18 protein-coding genes and 1 riboswitch are annotated in these 19,560 nt (G+C 71.6%); of the genes, 11 read left to right on the forward strand and 7 right to left on the reverse strand.

All coding sequences use genetic code 11. From position 1 onward, the window contains the following. Window positions 1-15 precede the first annotated feature (15 nt). Window positions 16-591 carry a TerD family protein gene (locus ACFY3J_RS10930; protein ID WP_384177594.1) on the reverse strand — a complete coding sequence of 192 codons (576 nt, stop codon included), beginning with the start codon at window positions 589-591 and terminating at the stop codon, window positions 16-18. A 166-nt stretch (window positions 592-757) separates the two neighbouring features. Between ACFY3J_RS10930 and arfB the strand changes: the two genes are divergently transcribed. Next, window positions 758-1,195: an alternative ribosome rescue aminoacyl-tRNA hydrolase ArfB gene (gene arfB / locus ACFY3J_RS10935; protein WP_225074569.1), complete on the forward strand. Its 438-nt coding sequence runs from the start codon at window positions 758-760 to the stop codon at window positions 1,193-1,195. A gap of 43 nt (window positions 1,196-1,238) precedes the next feature. Here the strand turns inward: arfB and ACFY3J_RS10940 are convergent, their stop codons facing one another. Then, window positions 1,239-1,757 carry a flavin reductase family protein gene (locus ACFY3J_RS10940; protein ID WP_390840737.1) on the reverse strand — a complete coding sequence of 173 codons (519 nt, stop codon included), beginning with the start codon at window positions 1,755-1,757 and terminating at the stop codon, window positions 1,239-1,241. Window positions 1,758-2,174: 417 nt separating this feature from the next. Here ACFY3J_RS10940 and cdgB point away from each other — a divergent pair, with 417 nt between their 5' ends. After that, window positions 2,175-3,833, forward strand: a complete 1,659-nt coding sequence (gene cdgB, locus ACFY3J_RS10945; RefSeq protein ID WP_390840738.1) for a diguanylate cyclase CdgB — start codon at window positions 2,175-2,177, stop codon at window positions 3,831-3,833. Window positions 3,834-3,950: 117 nt separating this feature from the next. Further along, on the forward strand, window positions 3,951-4,859 hold the full coding sequence (locus ACFY3J_RS10950; protein ID WP_390840739.1) for a carbohydrate-binding protein: 909 nt from the start codon (window positions 3,951-3,953) through the stop codon (window positions 4,857-4,859). 3 nt (window positions 4,860-4,862) lie between these two features. Here the strand turns inward: ACFY3J_RS10950 and ACFY3J_RS10955 are convergent, their stop codons facing one another. The 3 genes from ACFY3J_RS10955 to ACFY3J_RS10965 form a co-directional block, all read right to left on the reverse strand. After that, window positions 4,863-5,795, reverse strand: a complete 933-nt coding sequence (locus ACFY3J_RS10955; RefSeq protein ID WP_384177908.1) for a 1-phosphofructokinase family hexose kinase — start codon at window positions 5,793-5,795, stop codon at window positions 4,863-4,865. A 120-nt stretch (window positions 5,796-5,915) separates the two neighbouring features. After that, the gene (gene nagA, locus ACFY3J_RS10960) at window positions 5,916-7,058 is read right to left on the reverse strand and encodes an N-acetylglucosamine-6-phosphate deacetylase (RefSeq protein ID WP_384177604.1); all 1,143 of its coding nucleotides are present in this window, start codon (window positions 7,056-7,058) and stop codon (window positions 5,916-5,918) included. After that, window positions 7,058-8,002, reverse strand: a complete 945-nt coding sequence (locus tag ACFY3J_RS10965; protein WP_390840740.1) for an ROK family protein — start codon at window positions 8,000-8,002, stop codon at window positions 7,058-7,060. The genes nagA and ACFY3J_RS10965 overlap by 1 nt, the downstream gene beginning before the upstream one ends. A 175-nt stretch (window positions 8,003-8,177) precedes the next feature. On the opposite strand from ACFY3J_RS10965, the gene ACFY3J_RS10970 reads away from it, so the two are divergent. Beyond that, window positions 8,178-8,420, forward strand: a complete 243-nt coding sequence (locus tag ACFY3J_RS10970; RefSeq protein WP_384177608.1) for a DUF3263 domain-containing protein — start codon at window positions 8,178-8,180, stop codon at window positions 8,418-8,420. 53 nt (window positions 8,421-8,473) lie between these two features. Then, window positions 8,474-9,349, forward strand: coding sequence for a trehalose-phosphatase (gene otsB / locus ACFY3J_RS10975; RefSeq protein ID WP_384177610.1), 876 nt, complete (start codon window positions 8,474-8,476; stop codon window positions 9,347-9,349). 126 nt (window positions 9,350-9,475) lie between these two features. Here otsB and ACFY3J_RS10980 read toward each other — a convergent pair whose 3' ends face one another. Together ACFY3J_RS10980 and ACFY3J_RS10985 are read right to left on the reverse strand one after the other, a co-directional pair. Further along, window positions 9,476-10,906 carry a trehalose-6-phosphate synthase gene (locus ACFY3J_RS10980; protein ID WP_390840741.1) on the reverse strand — a complete coding sequence of 477 codons (1,431 nt, stop codon included), beginning with the start codon at window positions 10,904-10,906 and terminating at the stop codon, window positions 9,476-9,478. An 83-nt stretch (window positions 10,907-10,989) separates the two neighbouring features. Continuing rightward, complete coding sequence (locus ACFY3J_RS10985) at window positions 10,990-11,961, reverse strand: glucosyl-3-phosphoglycerate synthase (RefSeq protein WP_384177614.1); 972 nt, start codon at window positions 11,959-11,961, stop codon at window positions 10,990-10,992. A 130-nt stretch (window positions 11,962-12,091) separates the two neighbouring features. After that, a riboswitch (SAM riboswitch) is annotated at window positions 12,092-12,261 on the forward strand. An 18-nt stretch (window positions 12,262-12,279) separates the two neighbouring features. Here ACFY3J_RS10985 and thrC point away from each other — a divergent pair. From thrC to ACFY3J_RS11015, 6 genes are all read left to right on the forward strand, one after another. Beyond that, complete coding sequence (gene thrC / locus ACFY3J_RS10990; RefSeq protein ID WP_390840742.1) at window positions 12,280-13,563, forward strand: threonine synthase; 1,284 nt, start codon at window positions 12,280-12,282, stop codon at window positions 13,561-13,563. Next, on the forward strand, window positions 13,560-13,835 hold the full coding sequence (locus ACFY3J_RS10995; RefSeq protein WP_384177618.1) for a MoaD/ThiS family protein: 276 nt from the start codon (window positions 13,560-13,562) through the stop codon (window positions 13,833-13,835). Before thrC ends, ACFY3J_RS10995 begins: the two co-directional genes overlap by 4 nt. A 430-nt stretch (window positions 13,836-14,265) precedes the next feature. After that, window positions 14,266-14,469, forward strand: coding sequence for a cold-shock protein (locus tag ACFY3J_RS11000; RefSeq protein ID WP_009189266.1), 204 nt, complete (start codon window positions 14,266-14,268; stop codon window positions 14,467-14,469). A gap of 381 nt (window positions 14,470-14,850) precedes the next feature. Continuing rightward, window positions 14,851-16,473 carry a chaperonin GroEL gene (groL, locus tag ACFY3J_RS11005; protein ID WP_365436971.1) on the forward strand — a complete coding sequence of 541 codons (1,623 nt, stop codon included), beginning with the start codon at window positions 14,851-14,853 and terminating at the stop codon, window positions 16,471-16,473. A gap of 200 nt (window positions 16,474-16,673) precedes the next feature. Continuing rightward, window positions 16,674-17,816, forward strand: a complete 1,143-nt coding sequence (locus ACFY3J_RS11010; protein ID WP_384177621.1) for an NADH:flavin oxidoreductase — start codon at window positions 16,674-16,676, stop codon at window positions 17,814-17,816. 267 nt (window positions 17,817-18,083) lie between these two features. After that, window positions 18,084-19,559 carry an MFS transporter gene (locus ACFY3J_RS11015; RefSeq protein WP_390840743.1) on the forward strand — a complete coding sequence of 492 codons (1,476 nt, stop codon included), beginning with the start codon at window positions 18,084-18,086 and terminating at the stop codon, window positions 19,557-19,559. The last annotated feature ends 1 nt before the right edge of the window (window position 19,560 follow it).

Consider the following 19,560-nt stretch of genomic DNA (forward strand, 5'->3'; position numbering starts at 1 on the left):
AGCGGGCCGGGTCCGTCAGACGCTGACGCCGAAGTCCTGGGCGATGCCGACCAGGCCCGAGGCGTAGCCCTGGCCGACGGCGCGGAACTTCCACTCCGCGCCGTTGCGGTACAGCTCGCCGAAGACCATGGCCGTCTCGGTGGCCGCGTCCTCCGACAGGTCGTAGCGGGCGATCTCGGTGCCGCCGGCCTGGTTGATGATGCGGATGTAGGCGTTGCGGACCTGGCCGAAGTTCTGGCCGCGGTTCTCGGCGTCGTAGATGGAGACCGGGAAGACGACCTTGTCGACGTCGGCGGGGAGCCCGGCGAGGTTGACGTTGATCGCCTCGTCGTCGCCCTCGCCCTCGCCGGTGAGGTTGTCGCCGGTGTGGACGATGGTGTTGTCCGGGGTCTGCTTGTTGTTGAAGAAGACGAAGTGCTGGTCCGAGTAGACCCTGCCCTGCGCGTTGACCGCGATCGCGGACGCGTCCAGGTCGAAGTCCGTGCCGGTGGTGGTGCGGACGTCCCAGCCGAGGCCCACGGTGACGGCGGTCAGGCCCGGAGCCTCCTTGGTGAGCGAGACGTTGCCACCCTTGGACAGGCTTACAGCCATTGTTGGGAGTCCCTTCCCTCGTTGCGTGTGCGGACGAAGCTATCGCCACCCATAGGAACGTCGAGGGGGTCCTCCGGGTTCCGCGTCTCTTTACCTTTTTTACCCACCCCGATCGAACACGTCCGCGGCGAAAACATGATGACGTGAAGCGGGCGGGAAGGGGAACATGGACGACATGTCCGGTCCCCATCTCATCCGCGGCTCCGTCGCGCTCCCCGAGGCCGAACTGGCCTGGCGCTTCTCGCGGTCCTCGGGGCCCGGCGGCCAGCACGTCAACACCACGGACTCCCAGGTGGAGTTGCGCTTCGACCTCGCCAACACCGAGGCGCTGCCCGAGGTGTGGAAGCAGCGTGCGCTGGAGCGCCTCGCGGACCGGCTCGTGGACGGCGTCATCAGCGTGCGCGCCTCCGAGCACCGCTCCCAGTGGCGCAACCGCGAGGCCGCCGCCGTGCGCCTCGCCGCGCTCCTCGCCGAGGCGACCGCGCCGCCGCCCAGGCCGCGCAGGCCCACCCGGATCCCGCGCGGCATCAACGAGCGGCGGCTGCGTGAGAAGAAGCAGCGCTCGGAGACGAAGCGGGGGCGCTCCGGGAAGGACTGGGGGTAGCCCCGGGCACGGGCCGGCGGGGACGCCGGGCGCGGGCGGGGCGTCAACCCAGCCGGCGGTAGCGGCCGCGGTAGTACAGCAGCGGTTCGCCGTCCGCGCCGGGCAGGTGAGCCGTCAGGACCCGGCCGATGATCAGGGTGTGGTCGCCCGCCGGCACCCGCTGCTCGGTGCGCAGCTCCAGGGTGGCCAGGGCGTCGGTCAGCAGGGGGGCGCCGGAGACCTCGCCGCGGGTGTGGGGGAGGTCCCTGAACAGCAGGCGGTCGCTGACCCGGCCCTTCATGGCGAAGCGGCCGGCGACCGCGTGCTGGCTGTCGGCGAGGACCGAGACCGCCCACAAGGGCTGTTCGGCGAGCAGATCGTCCATGCGGGAGCCCTCGCGCAGGCTGACCAGGGCCAGCGGCGGGTCCAGGGACACCGACATGAACGCCGTCGCCGTCATGCCCGCGTCCTCGCCGGCCGGAGCCCGCGGGTCGTCCGGGTCGAGCGGCGGCTCCTGCGCGGTCACCAGGACCACACCGGCGGCCAGCCTGGACATCGCGGCACGGAACTCCTCGTTGGTCACCCCCTCAGCATGCCCGGGTCGGGGTTCCCCCTGCCCGAGCGGAGCCCGGAGCTCGGCGGAGGCGGTGGGGGAGGAGGGCGGCACGGAGGAAGTCTTCAACACACACGGAACGCTAACCACCGGTCCGCGGCCGCCGCATCGGGCCTCCGCCCGAACCCGGACCTAGGACCAGCGGACGAGCATGTCGTGCATCATGTCCCCACGGCCGCGTGGCCCGCGTTCATCAAACGCACAGGGGAAAGACAGAAACCGCACTCAATTGTTCACGTTCATCTGTGACTTGAGTCACAAGAGCGGTGAATTGTTGACCCTGTGTACCGAGTGGGCTTCGCGCTGTGATTCAGTGGCGGAGAATGCGCAGACGAACGCCGAACAGCACCCTTGATTCGCTGGCGAGGTCTCGGGGGGAGGGCGAGCATGGAAACCGACTCGGAGCCGTACGTCCGCCTGGCGTCCCTGCGGCAACTGCACCAGGTCATGGCGGACATGAACACCGCGAGGAGCCTGGCGGACACACTGCAGACCGTCGCCGACGGCGTGGTGAAGGGCCTCGGCTACGAGCTGGCCTGCGTCAACCTCGTGCGTGCCGACGGCGACCTCGTGGTCGCCGCCTTCGCCGGGAACTCCGCCGCCGAGGCGCTGGTCACCGGCCGCGTCGGCTCCCGGGAGTCCTGGGACCGCCGGCTGGCCATGGGTGAGCAGTGGGGCGGCCTGGTCTTCATACCCCACACCGAGGGCTGGGTCCTCGACGACGACGACGTCCCGACGTGGTACACCGACGGGCCCGCGCCGCGCTTCGAGGACGAGTGGCACCCCGCCGACCGGCTCTTCGCGCCCATGGACGTCCCCGGCGGGTCCGGCGGCTCCTCCGGCGAACTGCTCGGCGTGATCTCCGTGGACCGCCCGCGCAACGGCCGCCGGCCCGGCGCCTGGGGCCGTGAGGCCCTCCAGATGTACGCCTTCCAGGCAGCCATCGCGATCAGCAACGCCCGGCTGCGCTCCAACATGCAGCGCGCCCTCATACGCCTGGAGCGCGAGCAGCAGGCCCTGCGGGCCAGCGAGGAGAGTTTCCGCCAGGCCTTCGAGTACGCACCCTCCGGCATGGCCATCGCCGAGATGGGCGGCGACCAGCACGGCCGGATCCTGCGTACCAACGACGCCCTGTGCCGCCTGCTGGGCCGCCCCGCCTCCGCCATGCGCCGCTACTCCTTCTCCGACCTCGTCCACCCCGAGGACATAGGCACCCTGCTGCGGACCTCGGCCGAGGGCGGCCGGGCGGAGCTGCGCCTGGGCCGCCGCGACGGCTCGTACGTGTGGGTGTCGCTGCGCAACTCCGTCGTCGCGGACGCCGCCGACGGGCCCCGCTTCCTGCTCACCCACGTCGAGGACATAGAGGAGCGCAAGCGCCGCGAGCTCCAGCTCGCCCACCGCGCCTCCCACGACTCCCTCACCGGACTGCCGAACTCCGCCGAGCTGCGCGCCCGCCTGTCCGCCCGGCTGTGCCGGCGGCCCCAGGCCGGGCACGCGGGCGACGCCGAGTCGCAGGACACCGCCTACGGCCACCCCGGCTACGACGTCGGCGACGACGGCTTCGACTTCCGGCCGGGCACCCGGGCCTACGACGCCTACGACCACCACGTGCACACCGTCGCCCTCGAGGGCGACCACGACGACGGCACCAAGGGGCTCGCGGTCCTCTTCTGCGACCTCGACGGCTTCAAGTCGATCAACGACCGGTTCGGGCACAACGCGGGCGACGCGGTGCTCATCGAGGTGGCCCGGCGGCTGAGCAACGGCGTGCGCGACGGCGACACCGTGGCCCGGCTCGGCGGCGACGAGTTCGTGATCCTCGCCGACGGACTCGGCCGGGCCGACGCCCAGGACCTCGCCGTACGGCTGCGCAACGAGATCATCCAGCCGATCCGCGCCGAGGGCCGGGCCGTCCGGGTCGGGGCGAGTTTCGGCATCGGGTGGGCCCACTGCGGCATGACGGCGGACGAAGTGCTGAAATCAGCCGACGAACGGATGTACGTCGAGAAACGATCTCGTCCCAAACAGCATCGCCGTGCCGGATGATCCGCAGGTCAGCCAGCCTATGCGGCAGGAGTCACCCGTTTGGGCCCCGCGAAGCGGGTAGGCTCGCCTTTCCCACGACGTACCGCACCACCCGCACCTGTTGAGGAGTACCAAGGGATGACGCCCGGCAACAGCGGCGCGAGCACGCCCGAGGACGACGACCCGTTCGGCTACCTGTACGCCGACGGCCAGGCCAACGGAGCCCAGCCGCCCTCCGGCGGTTACGGCTACCCGAACTCGGTCAACCGTGTCCGCGCGGTCGGTCAGCGGCAGTACGGCCAGGTCCCGCAGCAGCAAGGCGCGTACGGCCAGCCGAGCGCCCATTACGCCGCACCCGAGTCCCTCCCCGGCGGCGCCCCGACTCGCCAGCAGCCACAGGGGGGTGGCGGCCGTGGCCGCGGCCCGAACACCAAGGGCCTGCTGATCGGCGCCATCGCGGTGGTCGCCGCGGTCGTCATCGGCATCGGCGTGGCGATGATCGGCGACGACTCGGGCAAGAAGGACGACAACCAGGCCGGCGGTACGCCCCCGACGGCCACGCAGAGCACCGAGCCGAGCCCGTCGGCGAGCAGCAGCGCACCGAGCGACGGCGAGTTGCCGAAGACCGACGCCGAGGCGCTGCAGCTGGGAGGCGGCGCCACCAAAGCCTCGGACATCAAGGGCGCCCAGGCGACGGGCGGCGTCTATGTGACGAACTTCAATAACGTCGGCGCCTCGGCCACCTGGACCGTCGACGGCATCCCCGAGGACGGCAAGTACACCGTGTTCATCGGTTACGGCGTCCCGGGCAAGGACGGCACCGCCACTCTGACGGTCAACGGCGCCGTGTCCAGCAGGCCGATCAACCTGAACAACTGGGCGCAAGCAGCTGAGGGCGACTACGAGAAGGGCTGGACGAAGACCTACAACTGGATCCAGCTCAACAAGGGCACGAACACCATCAAGATCTCGTGCGAGCAGGGTAACCAGTGTGATGCGAACCTTGACCAGCTGTGGCTGGCCAAGGGCTGGGTCAAGTCGGGCTGACGCTCACGCCGCGGTGGCCTCTCCGGTCACCGACACCCGCCCCAGCAGTTCCTCGTAGGCCGCGCGGTCGAACTCGCCGGCCACGGGGCACAGGACCGTCGCCGCCGACAGGGCGACCGCGCGGCTCAGGCGGTCCGGCCAGGGGAGTTGCTCCACCAGACCCGCCAGCAGGCCCGCGACCGCGGAGTCGCCGGCGCCGGTCGGGTTGCCCCGGACGCGGGACGGCGGGGCGGCCCGCCACAGGCCGTCGGAGGTGTGCGCGAGCAGGCCCTCCGCGCCCAGCGAGGCGACCACCGCGCGGGCGCCGCGGCGGCGGGCGTCCTGGGTGGCGCGCAGTGGCTCGTGGGATCCGGTGAGTTCGGCCAGCTCGTCGGCGTTCGGCTTGACGATGTCGGGGCGGGCGGCCACGGCCCGGCGCAGCGCCTCGCCACTGGTGTCCAGCAGCACCGGCACGTTCGCGGCGCGCGCGGCGCGCACCAGACCGGCGTACGCGCCCACCGGCAGCCCGCGCGGCAGGCTGCCGCACAGCGCCACCGCCGACACCGAGCCGAGCAGGTCCCCGTAGACGTCCTGGAAGGCGGACCACTCGGCCGGGGTGACGACCGGGCCGGGCTCGTTGAGCTGGGTGGTGTCGCCGCTGCGCTCGTCCACCACGGCTATCGTGCGCCGGGTCGCGCCGGCGACCGGGACCAGCGCGTCCACCACGCCCGGCGCCTCCGACGCGAGCCGGTCGCGCACCTCGCGCCCGGTGGCCCCGCCCGCGAAGCCGGTGACCGTCACCTCGTGACCGAGGGCCGCCAGCACGCGGGCCACGTTGACGCCCTTGCCGCCGGGCCGCTCGGTCACCTCGGACACCCGGTGGGAGGCGTGCTGCCGCAGGGACGACACCCGATAGGTGAGGTCGAGAGCGGTGTTCAGCGTGACCGTGAGGATCACCGGGCCGACCTCCCCCGAGTAAGCGCGTCCGCCGCGAAGTTCCGGAGACTCGATCATGCCAAAGACCAGGCCCACCGCCCACCCCTCGGACCGGCCACCGCGGCCGGACGGGCGGACGGATCAGCCCAGTTGGGGCTCAACCACCCATGCGCCGCGGCGCATCACGCCCTTCAGGGCGAAGTCCTCGTCGAGCAGGACGAGATCGGCGTCCTTGCCGGGTTCCAGGGAGCCCACCCGGTCGTCCATCCCGAGCAGCCGGGCCGGGTTGGCGGACAGCGCGGCGACCACGTCCGTGACCGGCAGCCGGTCGACCGTGACCGCCCGCCGGAACGCCCGGTCCAGGGTCAGGGTCGAGCCCGCGATCGAGCCGCCCTCCACCAGCCGCGCCACCCCGCCCTCGACCTCGACCTGGAGCGGGCCGAGCAGGTAGCGGCCGTCGCCGATCCCGGCGGCGTCCATGGCGTCGGTGATGAACGCGACCCGCCCGGCGCCCGCGTGGTGGAACGCCATCTCCAGGGCGGCGGGGTGCAGATGGACGCCGTCGTTGATCAGCTCGACCGTGATCCGCTCGTCCTCCAGCAGGGCCGCGATCGGACCGGGGGCGCGGTGGCCGAGCGGCGGCATCGCGTTGAACAGGTGGGTGGCGACGGTGGCTCCGGCGTCGATCGCCTCCACCGTCTGCTCGTACGTCGCGTCCGTGTGCCCGATCGCCGCGATCACGCCGTGCTCCGCGAGCAGCCGTACGGAGTCGATGCCGCCGGGCAGTTCGGTGGCCAGGGTCATCATTGTGGCGCGGCCGCGGGCGGCGTCGATCAGCTTGCGCACCTCGGCGGGGTCCGGGTCGCGCAACAGCTCCTCGGAGTGCGCTCCCTTGCGGCACGGCGAGATGAACGGCCCCTCGAAGTGGACGCCCGCGATCTCGCCCTGCTCGGCGAGTTCCGACAGCAGCCCCGCCTGCTTGACGAGGAGGTCCATGTCGTCGGTGACGGTCGAGGCGACCAGGGTGGTGGTGCCGTGCTCCCGGTGGGTGCGGACGGCGGTCAGCACGTCGTCGGCGGTGCCGGAGAAGGAGGCGCCGCCTCCGCCGTGGTTGTGGATGTCGACGAAGCCGGGGACCAGCCAGTGCCCGCGTACGTCGAGGGTCTCGGCGTCCTCCCGGGCGGTGTCGGCGATCCGCGTGCCGTCGACGATCACACGGCCGCCGTCCACGATCCCGGTGGGCAACACCACCCGGGCTCCGGTCAGAACCTTGCTGGGGGCCATCAGGTGGCTACCTCCGGAAAAGTCGTAGAAGTGTTGAGCAGGTCCCAGGCCAGGAGCCCCGCGCCCAGGCATCCGGCGGTGTCCCCGAGGGCCGCGGGGACGATCGACGGCAGCTTCTGGAAGGTGACGCGCCGCTGGACCGCCTCCCGCAGCGGCGCGAACAGCGTCTCGCCCGCCTCGGCGAGCCCGCCGCCGATGATCAGCGTGCGCGGGTCCAGCAGGGTGAGCGCGGTGACCAGCCCGTCGGCGAGCGCGTCCACCGCCTCCTGCCAGACCGCCCGCGCCCGCGCGTCCCCGGACTCCACGGCCTTGGCGCAGTCCGCCGCGTCCGCGTCCGGGTCCCCGCACGCCTCGGCCCACGCCTGGCTGACCGCCGACGCGGAGGCGAACCGCTCCAGACAGCCGCGCTGCCCGCACGGACAGGCCAGGCCGCCGGGGCGTACGACGATGTGGCCGATCTCGCCCGCGAAGCCGTGCGCGCCCGCCTCCACCCGGCCGTCGATGCCGATGGCGCCCGCGATCCCGGTGCCCAACGGCACGAAGAGGAACCGGTCGGCGCCCTTGCCCGCCCCGATCCGGCCCTCGGCCAGCCCGCCGGTGCGCACGTCGTGGCCCAGGGCCACGGGGGCGCCGAGCCGCTCGGCGAGCAGATCGCGCAGGGGTACGTCACGCCAGCCGAGGTTGGCCGCGTAGGCGGCGACGCCTCGCGCCTCGTCGACGATTCCGGGGACGGCGACACCGGCCGCGGCCGCCTCCTCCCCGAGGTGCCGGACGCCGTGCGCCCGCAGCTCGGCGGCGAAGCCGAGGATGCCCTCGACGACGGCGTCCGGTCCGCGCTCACGGCCGGTCGCCCTGCGGGCCCGGTGCAGCAGGGAGCCGTCGGCGGCGACCAGGGCGGCCTTCATCCCGGTGCCGCCCACATCGAGGGCGATGACGTGTTTCACGTGGAACAGTGTGGACCCGTCGACCGGGAGAGGTCTAGTCCACTTGCTTGGTGCAGACCAATTGTGTCCACATGGTGACGCCGGTACGGCCGGGCCGGCGCGGCGGCGCCGGCCCAGCTGTGACAGTGGGGTCCGACGAGGGCCGCTGTCGGTGGGGGAGGCTACGGTGCCTGGTATGGACGACGACGAGGAGCAGGGGCTCGGCCGCAGGGAGCGGGGCATCCTCGCCCTGGAGCGCCGAGGCTTCACCGGCCCCGGCGCGAAGGAGCGCGCGATACGCGAGGAACTGGGCCTCTCGCCCGTCCGCTACTACCAGCTCCTCAACGCCCTCCTCGACGACACCCGCGCCCTCGCCCACGACCCGGTCACGGTGAACCGGCTGCGCCGGGTGCGCGAGGCCCGGCGCGCCGAGCGGTGAGACCCGCCCGGAACGGAGGAGTGCCCCGGGCCGTGGAGGGATAGGTTCGCCCCATGGGAAGCCAGGACAGTCACGCCACCGACTCGACCGCCCCCGTCTCCTCCCTCCCGACGCCCGCCACCCCGGCGGGCCGGGACGGGCTCGCCGCGATCCTCGCCCGGCCGGAGCAGGCGCTGATCGCGCTCGACTTCGACGGGACGCTCGCCCCGATCGTCCCCGACCCCGACCAGGCCCGCGCCCACCCCGACGCCGTGCCCGCGCTCTCCGCGCTCGCCCCGAAGGTGGCCGCCGTCGCGGTGGTCACCGGCCGCCCGCCCGGCGTCGCGGTGCGCCACGGCGGGTTCGCGGGCGTACCCGGCCTGGAACACCTGGTCGTCCTCGGCCACTACGGCGCCGAGCGCTGGGACGCCGCCACGGGCACGGTCACCGCCCCGCCCCCGCACCCCGGTGTCGCCGCGGTCCGCGCCGAACTGCCCGGCCTCCTCGACCGGATCGGCGCCCGGCACGGCACCTGGATCGAGGAGAAGGGCCGCTCGGTCGCCGTCCACACCCGTCGCGCGGACGACCCGCAGGCCGCGTTCGAGGCGCTGCGCGAGCCCCTGGCCGGCCTGGCCGGCCGCCACGGGCTGATCGTCGAGCCCGGCCGTATGGTCCTCGAACTGCGTCCCCCGGGCATGGACAAGGGCGTCGCCCTCCTGGACTGCGCCCGCGCCCTGGGCGCCACGTCGGTCCTGTACGCGGGCGACGACCTGGGCGACCTGCCGGCCTTCGCCGCGGTCGGCGAACTCCGCTCGGACGGGGTCCCGGGCGTCCTGGTCTGCAGTGGCAGCACGGAGGTCACGGAGGTGTCGGAGAAGGCCGACCTGGTGGTGGACGGCCCGGCCGGGGTGGTGGCACTGCTGAGGAACCTGGCGGACCACCTCGCCTAGGCCCAATACCGATGACTTATGTAGCACTTCGAGGCTCTGACGTGCGGAAACGCCTTCGCCCGGAGCGTCAGTAGCCGCTTAAGTCACTGGCATTGCGCCTAGGCCCTCTCGTCCGGATCAGGCCCCTCAGCCGCCCAGCTCCTCCAGCTGGTCCAGGAACCACTGAGCGGGCGGCAGCGCGGTCGCGGCGGCGGCCAGCCGCTTCGTCCGCTCCGCCCGCTCGTGCTCCGGCATGCTCAGCGCCCGGTGCAGCGCCCCGGCCGTCCCGACCACGTCGTACGGATTGACGACGACCGCGTCCTCCCCCAGCTCCGCGTACGCCCCCGCCTCCCGCGACAGCACCAGCGCACACCCCGAGTCGGAGACGACCGGCACCTCCTTGGCGACCAGGTTCATCCCGTCCCGGATGGGGTTGACCAGTGCCACGTCGGCGATCCGGTACGCCGCGAGCGACCGCGCGAAGTCGTCCTCCACGTGCAGCAGGACCGGGGTCCAACCGGGCGTCCCGTACCGCGCGTTGATCTCCTCGGCCACCCGCCGCACCTGCTCCGTGTACTCCCGGTACACCGCGAGGTCCTGCCGCGAGGGGTAGGCGAACGCCACGTGCACCACCCGCTCGCGCCACTCCGGGCGGTCCTCCAGCAGCTGCCGGTACGCGTGCAGCCCCCGCACGATGTTCTTGGACAGCTCGGTCCGGTCCACCCGCACGATCGTCCGGCGCGGGTGCCCGTCCGGTCCGGTGCCGATCTCCCCGCGCAGCGCCGCCATCCGCTCCTCGACGTCGGCACGGTGCGACCGCTCCCGCAGGAACTCCGCGTCCGCGCCCAGCCCGTGCACCCCGATCCGGGTGCCCCCGAGCCCGCCGACGAGCGCGTCGCAGCACCCGGCGAACGCGTCCGCCCACCGCTGGGTGAGGAAGCCCAGCCGGTCCGCGCCCAGCATCCCGCGCAGCACCTGCTCGGCGATGTCGTCGGGGAGGATCCGGAAGTAGTCCGCCGGCGCCCATGGCGTGTGCGAGAAGTGTCCGATGCGCACATCGGGCCGGAAGTCGCGCAGCATCCCCGGCACGAGCGTCAGGTGGTAGTCCTGCACCACCACGGCCGCCCCCTCGGTCGCCTCCTCCGCCAGCGCCTCGGCGAAGGCCAGGTTGTAGGCCTCGTAGGACTTCCAGCGGCGCCGGAACTCCGCGTCGAAGACCGGCTCCAGCGGCGTCTGGTACAGCATGTGGTGGACGAACCACAGCACCGAGTTGGCGATGCCGTTGTAGGCGTCGGAGAAGACCTTCGCGTCGATGTCGAGCATCCGCACCTGCTGCCCGCCGGTCGCCTCCGACGGCAGCCGGCGCCCGCCCTCGAAGCGGCCCGCCGCCTCCCGGTCGGCGTCGCTCAGCGCGGCGCACACCCACACCGCGTCCGCCTCCGGGCCGATCGCGGAGAGCCCGGACACCAGCCCTCCGCCTCCGCGCCGGGAGTGGAGCGAGCCGTTCTCGCGCACCTCGTACGAAACCGGGCCGCGATTGGACGCGACCAGTACCTCGGCACCGTGCGTAGAAGCCATACGCCTCAACCTAGCCCGGCCCCGAAACGCTCAAACGTACGGTTCCGCTTCGTAGCCGGCGGAAGACGGGCGGTACCGGTGTTTCACGCCACCTGCCGGGCCGCGTACTCCGCGATCTCGGCCATCGGCGGACGCTCCTCCGTGTCCACGTGGTACGTCCGCGGCTCGAAGCCGTTCTCGCCGCGGACGAACTGGGTGAGGCAGGGGCGCACGAGGTGGCCCCGGGCCAGGCGCAGCTGGGCGGTGCGGTAGATCGCGGCGGCCATCCGGCCGAGCGCCTGTCCGTCCTGGTGCCGGTGCCTGCGCACCCCGACGTCGACCTGGGCGAGCGCGTCCAGGCCCACCAGGTGCAGCGCGTCCACCAGCATGCCCAGCTCGACGCCGTAGCCGACCGGGAAGGGCAGTTGTTCGAGGAGTGAGCGGCGGGCCGCGTACTCGCCGCCGAGCGGCTGCACGAAGCCGGCCAGCTGCGGCCAGTGCATGTTGAGCAGCGGGCGCGCCATCAGCTCGGTGACCCGCCCGCCCTGCCCGGCCGCGGCGGGTCCGGAGGTGTGCCCGCCGGGCACGGAGAAGGGCCGGTCGTACATCGCCTTGACCAGGTCGACGTCGCGTTCGGTGAGCAGCGGGCCCACGATGCCGGTGACGAAGTCGGAGGAGAACTCCCGCAGATCGGCGTCGACGAAGCAGATGACGTCCCCGCGGGTGACGAGCAGGGAGCGCCACAGGACCTCGCCCTTGCCCGGCACGGCCGGCAGGCGCGGCAGGATCTCGTCGCGGCGCACCACCCGGGCGCCCGCGGCGGCGGCCACCTCGAAGGTGCGGTCGGTGGAGCCGGAGTCGACGACGACGATCTCGTCGACGAGCGGGGCCCGCTCCACGAGGTCGCGGCGGATCACCGCGACGATGTCGCCGACCGTCGCCTCCTCGTTCAGCGCGGGCAGCACCACGGAGACCGACTGGCCGGTGCGCTGCTTCGCCGCCAGGATCTGGTGGAGCGACCGGTCGGCCACGGACCAGGAGCGGGTGGCCAGCCAGCGCTCGACTTCTTCCAGCACGGTCAGCGGCTCCTCACTGTTGTCTCGCGCTTCGGACGACTGACTCAACCGTCCTGGCCTTCCGTTACAGTCTGAACAACGCGGACGACCATCCCATGCCGGGGGTCACCTCCGCGTCACAACCGAATACAGCTCATCCAGAGGGGCAGAGGGACACGGCCCGATGAAGCCCCGGCAACCCTCCAGCCGGTTCTCGTATCGACTGCTGTGCGAGCACAGCCGATCGTCTTCGCGAGGCTCCCGGCTAGGGAAGGTGCCAAATCCGTCTCACGGCGAGATGCGTCGTGAGGAAGATGAGGAGAAAGGGCCTCGCCTCACATGGCTGTGCAGACCGTTGTAAGCAGCACCGACTCCACTGTGGACCTCGGCCCCGCCGCGGCGCTGAGCTGCCGCGAGTGCGGTCACCGCGTCCCCCTCGGCCCGGTCTTCGCCTGCGAGGAGTGTTTCGGCCCGCTGGAGATCGCCTACGACTTCTCGGCCTACGACACCGAGGAGCTGCGCAAGAGGATCGAAGCGGGCCCCGCGAACATCTGGCGCTACGCGCCGCTGCTGCCCGTCCCCGCGGACGTCGCCGGCAAGCCGAACCTGAACCCGGGCTGGACCAAGCTCGTCCGGGCCGACCGTCTCGCCCGCGAACTGGGGGTGACCGGCGGGCTGTACGTGAAGGACGACTCCGGCAACCCGACGCACTCCTTCAAGGACCGCGTGGTCGCCCAGGCGCTGGAGGCGGCCCGCGCCTTCGGCTTCACCACTCTCTCCTGCTCCTCGACCGGCAACCTGGCCGGCGCCGTCGGCGCCGCGGCCGCCCGCGCCGGACTGCGCTCCTGCGTGTTCATCCCGCACGACCTGGAGCAGGGCAAGGTCGTGATGGCCGCGATCTACGGCGGCGAACTCGTCGGCATCGAGGGCAACTACGACGACGTGAACCGTTTCTGCTCCGAGCTGATCGGCGATCCGGCCGGCGAGGGCTGGGGCTTCGTCAACGTCAACCTGCGGCCGTACTACGCCGAGGGTTCCAAGACGCTGGCGTACGAGATCTGCGAGCAGCTCGGCTGGCGGCTGCCGGACCAGATCGTCGTCCCGATCGCCTCGGGCTCCCAGCTCACCAAGGTCGACAAGGGCCTGCGGGAACTGATCGAGCTGGGGCTGGTCGAGGACAAGCCGTACAAGATCTTCGGCGCCCAGGCCGAGGGCTGCTCGCCGGTGTCCACCGCCTTCAAGGCCGGTCACGACATCGTGCGGCCGCAGAAGCCGAACACGATCGCCAAGTCCCTGGCCATCGGCAACCCGGCCGACGGCCCGTACGTCCTGGACATCGCGCGCCGCACCGGCGGTGCGGTGGAGGACGTGACCGACGAGCAGGTCGTCGACGCCATCAAGCTGCTGGCGCGGACCGAGGGCATCTTCGCCGAGACGGCGGGCGGTGTGACGGTCGGCGTGACGAAGAAGCTGGTCGAGGACGGTGTCCTCGATCCGACGAAGACCACCGTCGTCCTCAACACCGGCGACGGGCTGAAGACGCTGGACGCGGTGGCCGGCACCGGCCTGACCGCGACGATCCGTCCGACCCTGGACTCCTTCCGAGAGGCTGGCCTGGCATGAGCGTGACCGTTCGTATCCCCACCATCCTGCGCACCTACACCGGCGGCCGGGCCGAGGTGAGCGCCGAGGGCGCGACCCTGTCCGAGGTCATCTCGGACCTGGAGAAGAACCACACGGGCATCGCGGCACGGGTCCTGGACGACCAGGGCAAGCTGCGCCGCTTCGTCAACGTGTACGTCAACGACGACGACGTCCGGTTCGAGCAGGGCCTCGAGACGGTCACCCCGGACGGCGCGGGCGTCTCGATCATCCCGGCGGTCGCCGGCGGCTGATCATTACCTTCGGTAATCCTGGTCACGCAGAGTTCGTCGAATTGCCCCCTCCGCGAGAGAAGCGGAGGGGGCAATTCTGTGTGGTTGAGCGCGGTAGAGTTGGGGAACGCGCCCCCGAACTTCGAATCCGGGGCCACGGATTCTTGCCGCGGGCCCGGCAAGAAGTAGCCAAAGTCTGCGGGCCTTTTGCGGCATTTGCCTTGTTTGCGGGGCCCGACTTGCCCTGAATTCACGCGAATTCTCCCTATATTCCGGACCGCGTACGTCCAGATTTCTCGTCCGATTGACCTGTTGCAGACGGCAGTTGGACAGATACATTCAGCCGCGGTCGACGCGTTCCGGCGCACGCCCCCGATCCACGGGGGGTGAGGTCTGACCCGGGTCCGCGAAGTGTGGATCTGTGCAAGGGCCAGTAATAGGGGAGTTAGGCATGGCTCAGGGCACCGTCAAGTGGTTCAACGCGGAGAAGGGGTACGGCTTCATCGCGGTCGACGGTGGTGCGGACGTTTTCGTCCACTACAGCGCGATCCAGATGGACGGCTACCGCTCGCTGGAAGAGGGTCAGCGGGTCGAGTTCGAGATCTCGCAGGGCCAGAAGGGTCCGCAGGCCGACATGGTCCGCGTCACGGCCTGAATCGCGCGACCACCGCAAGCGACGTTCTTCTACAGAAGGGCCCGCACCTCCGCTGCCGGGGTGCGGGCCCTTCGCTGTGTCGGCGCACCTCACCGTCGGCGGTCGGCACGCCCGGGTCCGCGCACCGCGCGCTCGCACGGCCCGGCACACCCGTGTTCGCGCCCGGCTGAGTGCCCCGCCGACGCCCCGAAGGCGCTTGCACTCGGAGGGGTCGAGTGCTAATCATTGGCGTTAGCACTCTGAAGGTGAGAGTGACAACGAAGGACCGGGTCGGTGAGGCCACGGGCCGGGTGGGGCAAGGAACCTCCGGTCGGGGCCGTCCGTCGCGGGCGCGGGCGCGGTCCGAAGTAATCACCCCCAGTCCTGGGAGGACCACTTCACATGGCCAAGATCATCGCGTTCGACGAGGAGGCGCGGCGAGGCCTCGAGCGCGGCATGAACCAGCTCGCGGACGCCGTCAAGGTGACCCTCGGCCCCAAGGGCCGCAACGTCGTCCTCGAGAAGAAGTGGGGTGCCCCCACGATCACCAACGACGGTGTCTCCATCGCCAAGGAGATCGAGCTCGAGGACCCGTACGAGAAGATCGGCGCCGAGCTGGTCAAGGAAGTCGCCAAGAAGACGGACGACGTCGCCGGTGACGGTACGACCACCGCGACCGTTCTCGCCCAGGCCCTGGTCAAGGAAGGCCTGCGCAACGTCGCCGCCGGTGCCAACCCGATGGCCCTGAAGCGCGGTATCGAGAAGGCCGTCGAGGCCGTCTCCGCCGCCCTGCTCGACCAGGCCAAGGAGGTCGAGACCAAGGAGCAGATCGCCTCCACCGCCTCCATCTCCGCCGCCGACACCCAGATCGGCGAGCTCATCGCCGAGGCCATGGACAAGGTCGGCAAGGAAGGCGTCATCACCGTCGAGGAGTCGCAGACCTTCGGTCTGGAGCTCGAGCTCACCGAGGGCATGCGCTTCGACAAGGGCTACATCTCCGCCTACTTCGCGACCGACATGGAGCGCATGGAGGCGTCGCTCGAGGACCCGTACATCCTCATCGCCAACTCCAAGATCTCCTCGGTCAAGGACCTGCTCCCGCTCCTGGAGAAGGTCATGCAGTCGGGCAAGCCGCTGCTGATCATCGCCGAGGACGTCGAGGGCGAGGCCCTGTCGACCCTGGTCGTCAACAAGATCCGCGGCACCTTCAAGTCCGTCGCCGTCAAGGCCCCGGGCTTCGGTGACCGCCGCAAGGCCATGCTCGGCGACATCGCCATCCTCACGGGCGGCGAGGTCATCTCCGAGGAGGTCGGCCTCAAGCTGGAGAACGCGACCCTGGACCTCCTGGGCCGCGCCCGCAAGGTCGTCATCACCAAGGACGAGACCACCATCGTCGACGGCGCCGGCTCCTCCGACCAGGTCAACGGCCGGGTCAACCAGATCCGCGCCGAGATCGAGAACAGCGACTCGGACTACGACCGCGAGAAGCTGCAGGAGCGCCTGGCGAAGCTCGCCGGCGGTGTCGCGGTCATCAAGGCCGGTGCCGCCACCGAGGTGGAGCTCAAGGAGCGCAAGCACCGCATCGAGGACGCCGTGCGCAACGCCAAGGCGGCCGTCGAGGAGGGCATCGTCGCCGGTGGTGGCGTGGCCCTGCTCCAGACCACCAACGTCTTCGAGAAGCTGGAGCTCGAGGGTGACGAGGCGACCGGCGCGCAGGCCGTGAAGCTCGCCCTGGAGGCCCCGCTCAAGCAGATCGCCGTCAACGCCGGCCTCGAGGGCGGCGTCGTGGTGGAGAAGGTCCGCAACCTCACCCCGGGCCACGGCCTGAACGCCGCGACCGGTGAGTACGTCGACCTGGTCGCCGAGGGCATCATCGACCCGGCGAAGGTGACCCGTTCCGCGCTGCAGAACGCCGCCTCCATCGCCGCGCTGTTCCTCACCACCGAGGCCGTCATCGCCGACAAGCCGGAGAAGGCCGCCGCGCCGGCCGGCGGCGGCATGCCGGGCGGTGACATGGACTTCTGATCCCCTCGAGGATCGGATCCGTCCTTCACGTACCGAGGGCGGCACTCCCTGGAGACAGGGGGTGCCGCCCTCGGGCGTGTTCCGGGTCACAGGAGTGGATCGGCGGAATGCCGTGACAGGCCGGGCAGTTGACGCCGGTGCCCGGCTGACGCGTGTGCGCGCCGGCCGGTACCGACCACGATTCCGAGGAGCCCCCCCACGTGACCTCCACCGCCTCCGAGTCCGCTTCCGGATCCGCCTCCCGCGCGGCCGGGATCCTCTCCCGTCCCGTCACTCTGAACGGCCTCACCGTCCCCAACCGGATCGTGATGGCGCCGATGACCCGGATGTTCTCGCCGGACGGCGTCCCCGGCGAGGACGTGCTGTCGTACTACGCCCGCCGCGCCGCCGCGGGCGTCGGTCTGATCGTCACCGAGGGCACCTACGTGGGGCACGACTCGGCCGGGCAGAGCGACCGCGTGCCGCGCTTCCACGGCGAGGAGCAGCTCGCGGGCTGGGCCAAGGTGGCCGAGGCCGTACACGCGGCGGGCGGCACGATCGTGCCGCAGCTGTGGCACATCGGCATGGTGCGCCGGCCGGGCCAGCAGCCGTTCCCGGACGCGCCCGCGGTGGGCCCCTCCGGGCTGCGCGTCGGCGAGTCCGAGGTCACCGGCAGGGCGATGACGCGGACGGACCTGGACGACGTCATCGGCGCGTTCGCCGAGGCGGCCGCCGCCGCGGAGCGCCTCGGTTTCGACGGTGTGGAGCTGCACGGCGCCCACGGCTATCTGCTCGACCAGTTCCTCTGGGCGGGCACCAACCGCCGTACCGACGCCTACGGCGGCGATCCGGTGGCCCGTACGAAGTTCGCCGCCGAGATCGTGGCGGCGGTGCGCGAGTCCGTCTCGCCCGCCTTCCCGGTCCTCTTCCGCTACTCGCAGTGGAAGCAGGAGGCCTACGACGCCCGCCTGGCGGAGACCCCCGAGGAACTGGAGGCGATCCTGTCGCCGCTCGCGGCGGCCGGAGTGGACGTCTTCCACGCCTCCACGCGCCGCTACTGGCTGCCGGAGTTCGAGGGATCGGACCTCAACCTCGCGGGCTGGACGAAGAAGCTGACGGGCAAGCAGGTCATCACCGTCGGCTCGGTGGGTCTGGACGGCGACTTCATCAAGGCGTTCCAGGGCGAGGGCGCGGAGGTCGGCAGCCTCGACAACCTGCTGGACCGGCTGGAGCGCGACGAGTTCGACCTGGTGGCCGTGGGCCGCGCGCTGCTCCACGACCCCGAGTGGGCGGCGAAGGTGCTCGGCGGCCGCTTCGAGGAGCTGAAGCCGTACGACGCGGCGGCGCTGAAGACGCTGAGCTGAGCTGAGCTGAACCGAGCTGAGCCGGGCCGGGCCCGGGGGCTCGGACCCGGATGTGGGGGCGGTGGCTGCCGGAGGGCGGGCGCCGCCCCTCTGCCTGCCGCCCCTCTGCCTGCCGCCCCTCTGTCTGCCGGGTCTTCGCCTGCCGGGTCCGGGGCGGGTCTTCGTCCGGTGGGTCTTCCTGACGGGATTTCGCTTGCTTAAGTCAATCAATTCCAATTAAAGTTGCCTGAGTCAAGTACACCCGCTCTCCGACGGAGACCTTCCTTCATGTCCGACGCACTCGCCCGGCCCGCCACGGCCGGGCAATCCGCGCCCCGGCCCAACGCCGTCGTGGCCGTACTCGCCTTCGGCGGCATCGTGGTCTCGCTGATGCAGACCCTCGTGATCCCGATCATTCCCGAGCTGCCCCAGCTCCTGCACGCCTCGGCGTCGGACACCGTCTGGGCCGTCACCGCCACGCTGCTCGCCGCGGCCGTGGCCACCCCGGTCATGGGCCGCCTCGGCGACATGTACGGCAAGCGCCGCATGCTCCTGCTGAGCCTGGCCATGCTGGTGGCCGGCTCGGTCACGGCCGCGCTGAGCGACTCCCTCACGCCGTTGATCGTCGGCCGCGCCCTGCAGGGCCTCGCCTCCGGTGTCATCCCGCTCGGCATCAGCATCATGCGCGACGAACTGCCCGCCGAGCGGCTCGGTTCGGCGACCGCGATGATCAGCGCCTCGCTCGGCGTCGGCGGCGCCCTCGGGCTGCCCGCCGCCGCGCTGATCGCCGAGAACCTCGACTGGCACATGCTGTTCTGGGTCTCGGCCGGCCTGGGCGTCGTGGCGGCGGTGCTGGTGCTGGGCTTCGTGCCGGAGTCGGCTGTGCGCACCGGCGGCCGCTTCGACCTTCCCGGCGCGGTCGGTATGGCGGTGGGCCTGGTCTGCCTGCTGCTGGCGATCTCCAAGGGCGCCGACTGGGGCTGGGGCAGCGGCACGACCCTCGGCCTGTTCGCGGCGGCGGTCGTGGTGCTGGTCGCCTGGGGCCTGTTCGAACTGCGCGTCGATGCGCCCCTGGTGGATCTGCGCACCACGGCCCGCCGCCAGGTGCTGGTGACCAACCTCGCCTCGGTGGCCATCGGCTTCGCGATGTTCTCGATGTCCCTGGTCATCCCGCAGTTGCTGCAACTGCCCGCGCAGACCGGCTACGGCCTCGGCAAGTCGCTGCTGGCCTCCGGCCTGGTCATGGCCCCCTCGGGCCTGGTGATGATGGCCGTCGCCCCGGTGTCGGCGATCGTCTCGCGGACCAGGGGCCCCAAGGTGACGCTGATGATCGGCGCGCTGATCGTGGCCGCCGGCTACGGCCTCAACATCGTCCTGATGAGCCAGGTCTGGCACTTCGTCCTGACGTCCTGTGTGATCGGCGCCGGCATCGGCTTCACCTACGGCTCGATGCCCGCGCTCATCATGAGCGCCGTCCCCGCGTCCGAGACGGGCGCGGCGAACAGCCTCAACACCCTGATGCGCTCGATCGGCACGTCGGTCGCCAGCGCGGTGGCGGGCGTGGTCCTGGCCCATATGACCACCGCGTTCGGGTCCTACGCGCTGCCCTCCGAGAACGGCTTCCGCACGGTCCTCGCCATCGGCGGCGGCGCCGCCCTGCTCGGCTTCCTGGTCGCGTGCTTCATCCCGCGCCCGCGCACCGCGGCCCTGGGTGAGCCGTCGGCGGCCGGTGAGCCCACGCCCGCCGGGGCGAAGGTGTCGTAGG

The sequence above is a fragment of the Streptomyces sp. NPDC001231 genome (genome assembly GCF_042896885.1).
GTDB lineage: Bacteria > Actinomycetota > Actinomycetes > Streptomycetales > Streptomycetaceae > Streptomyces.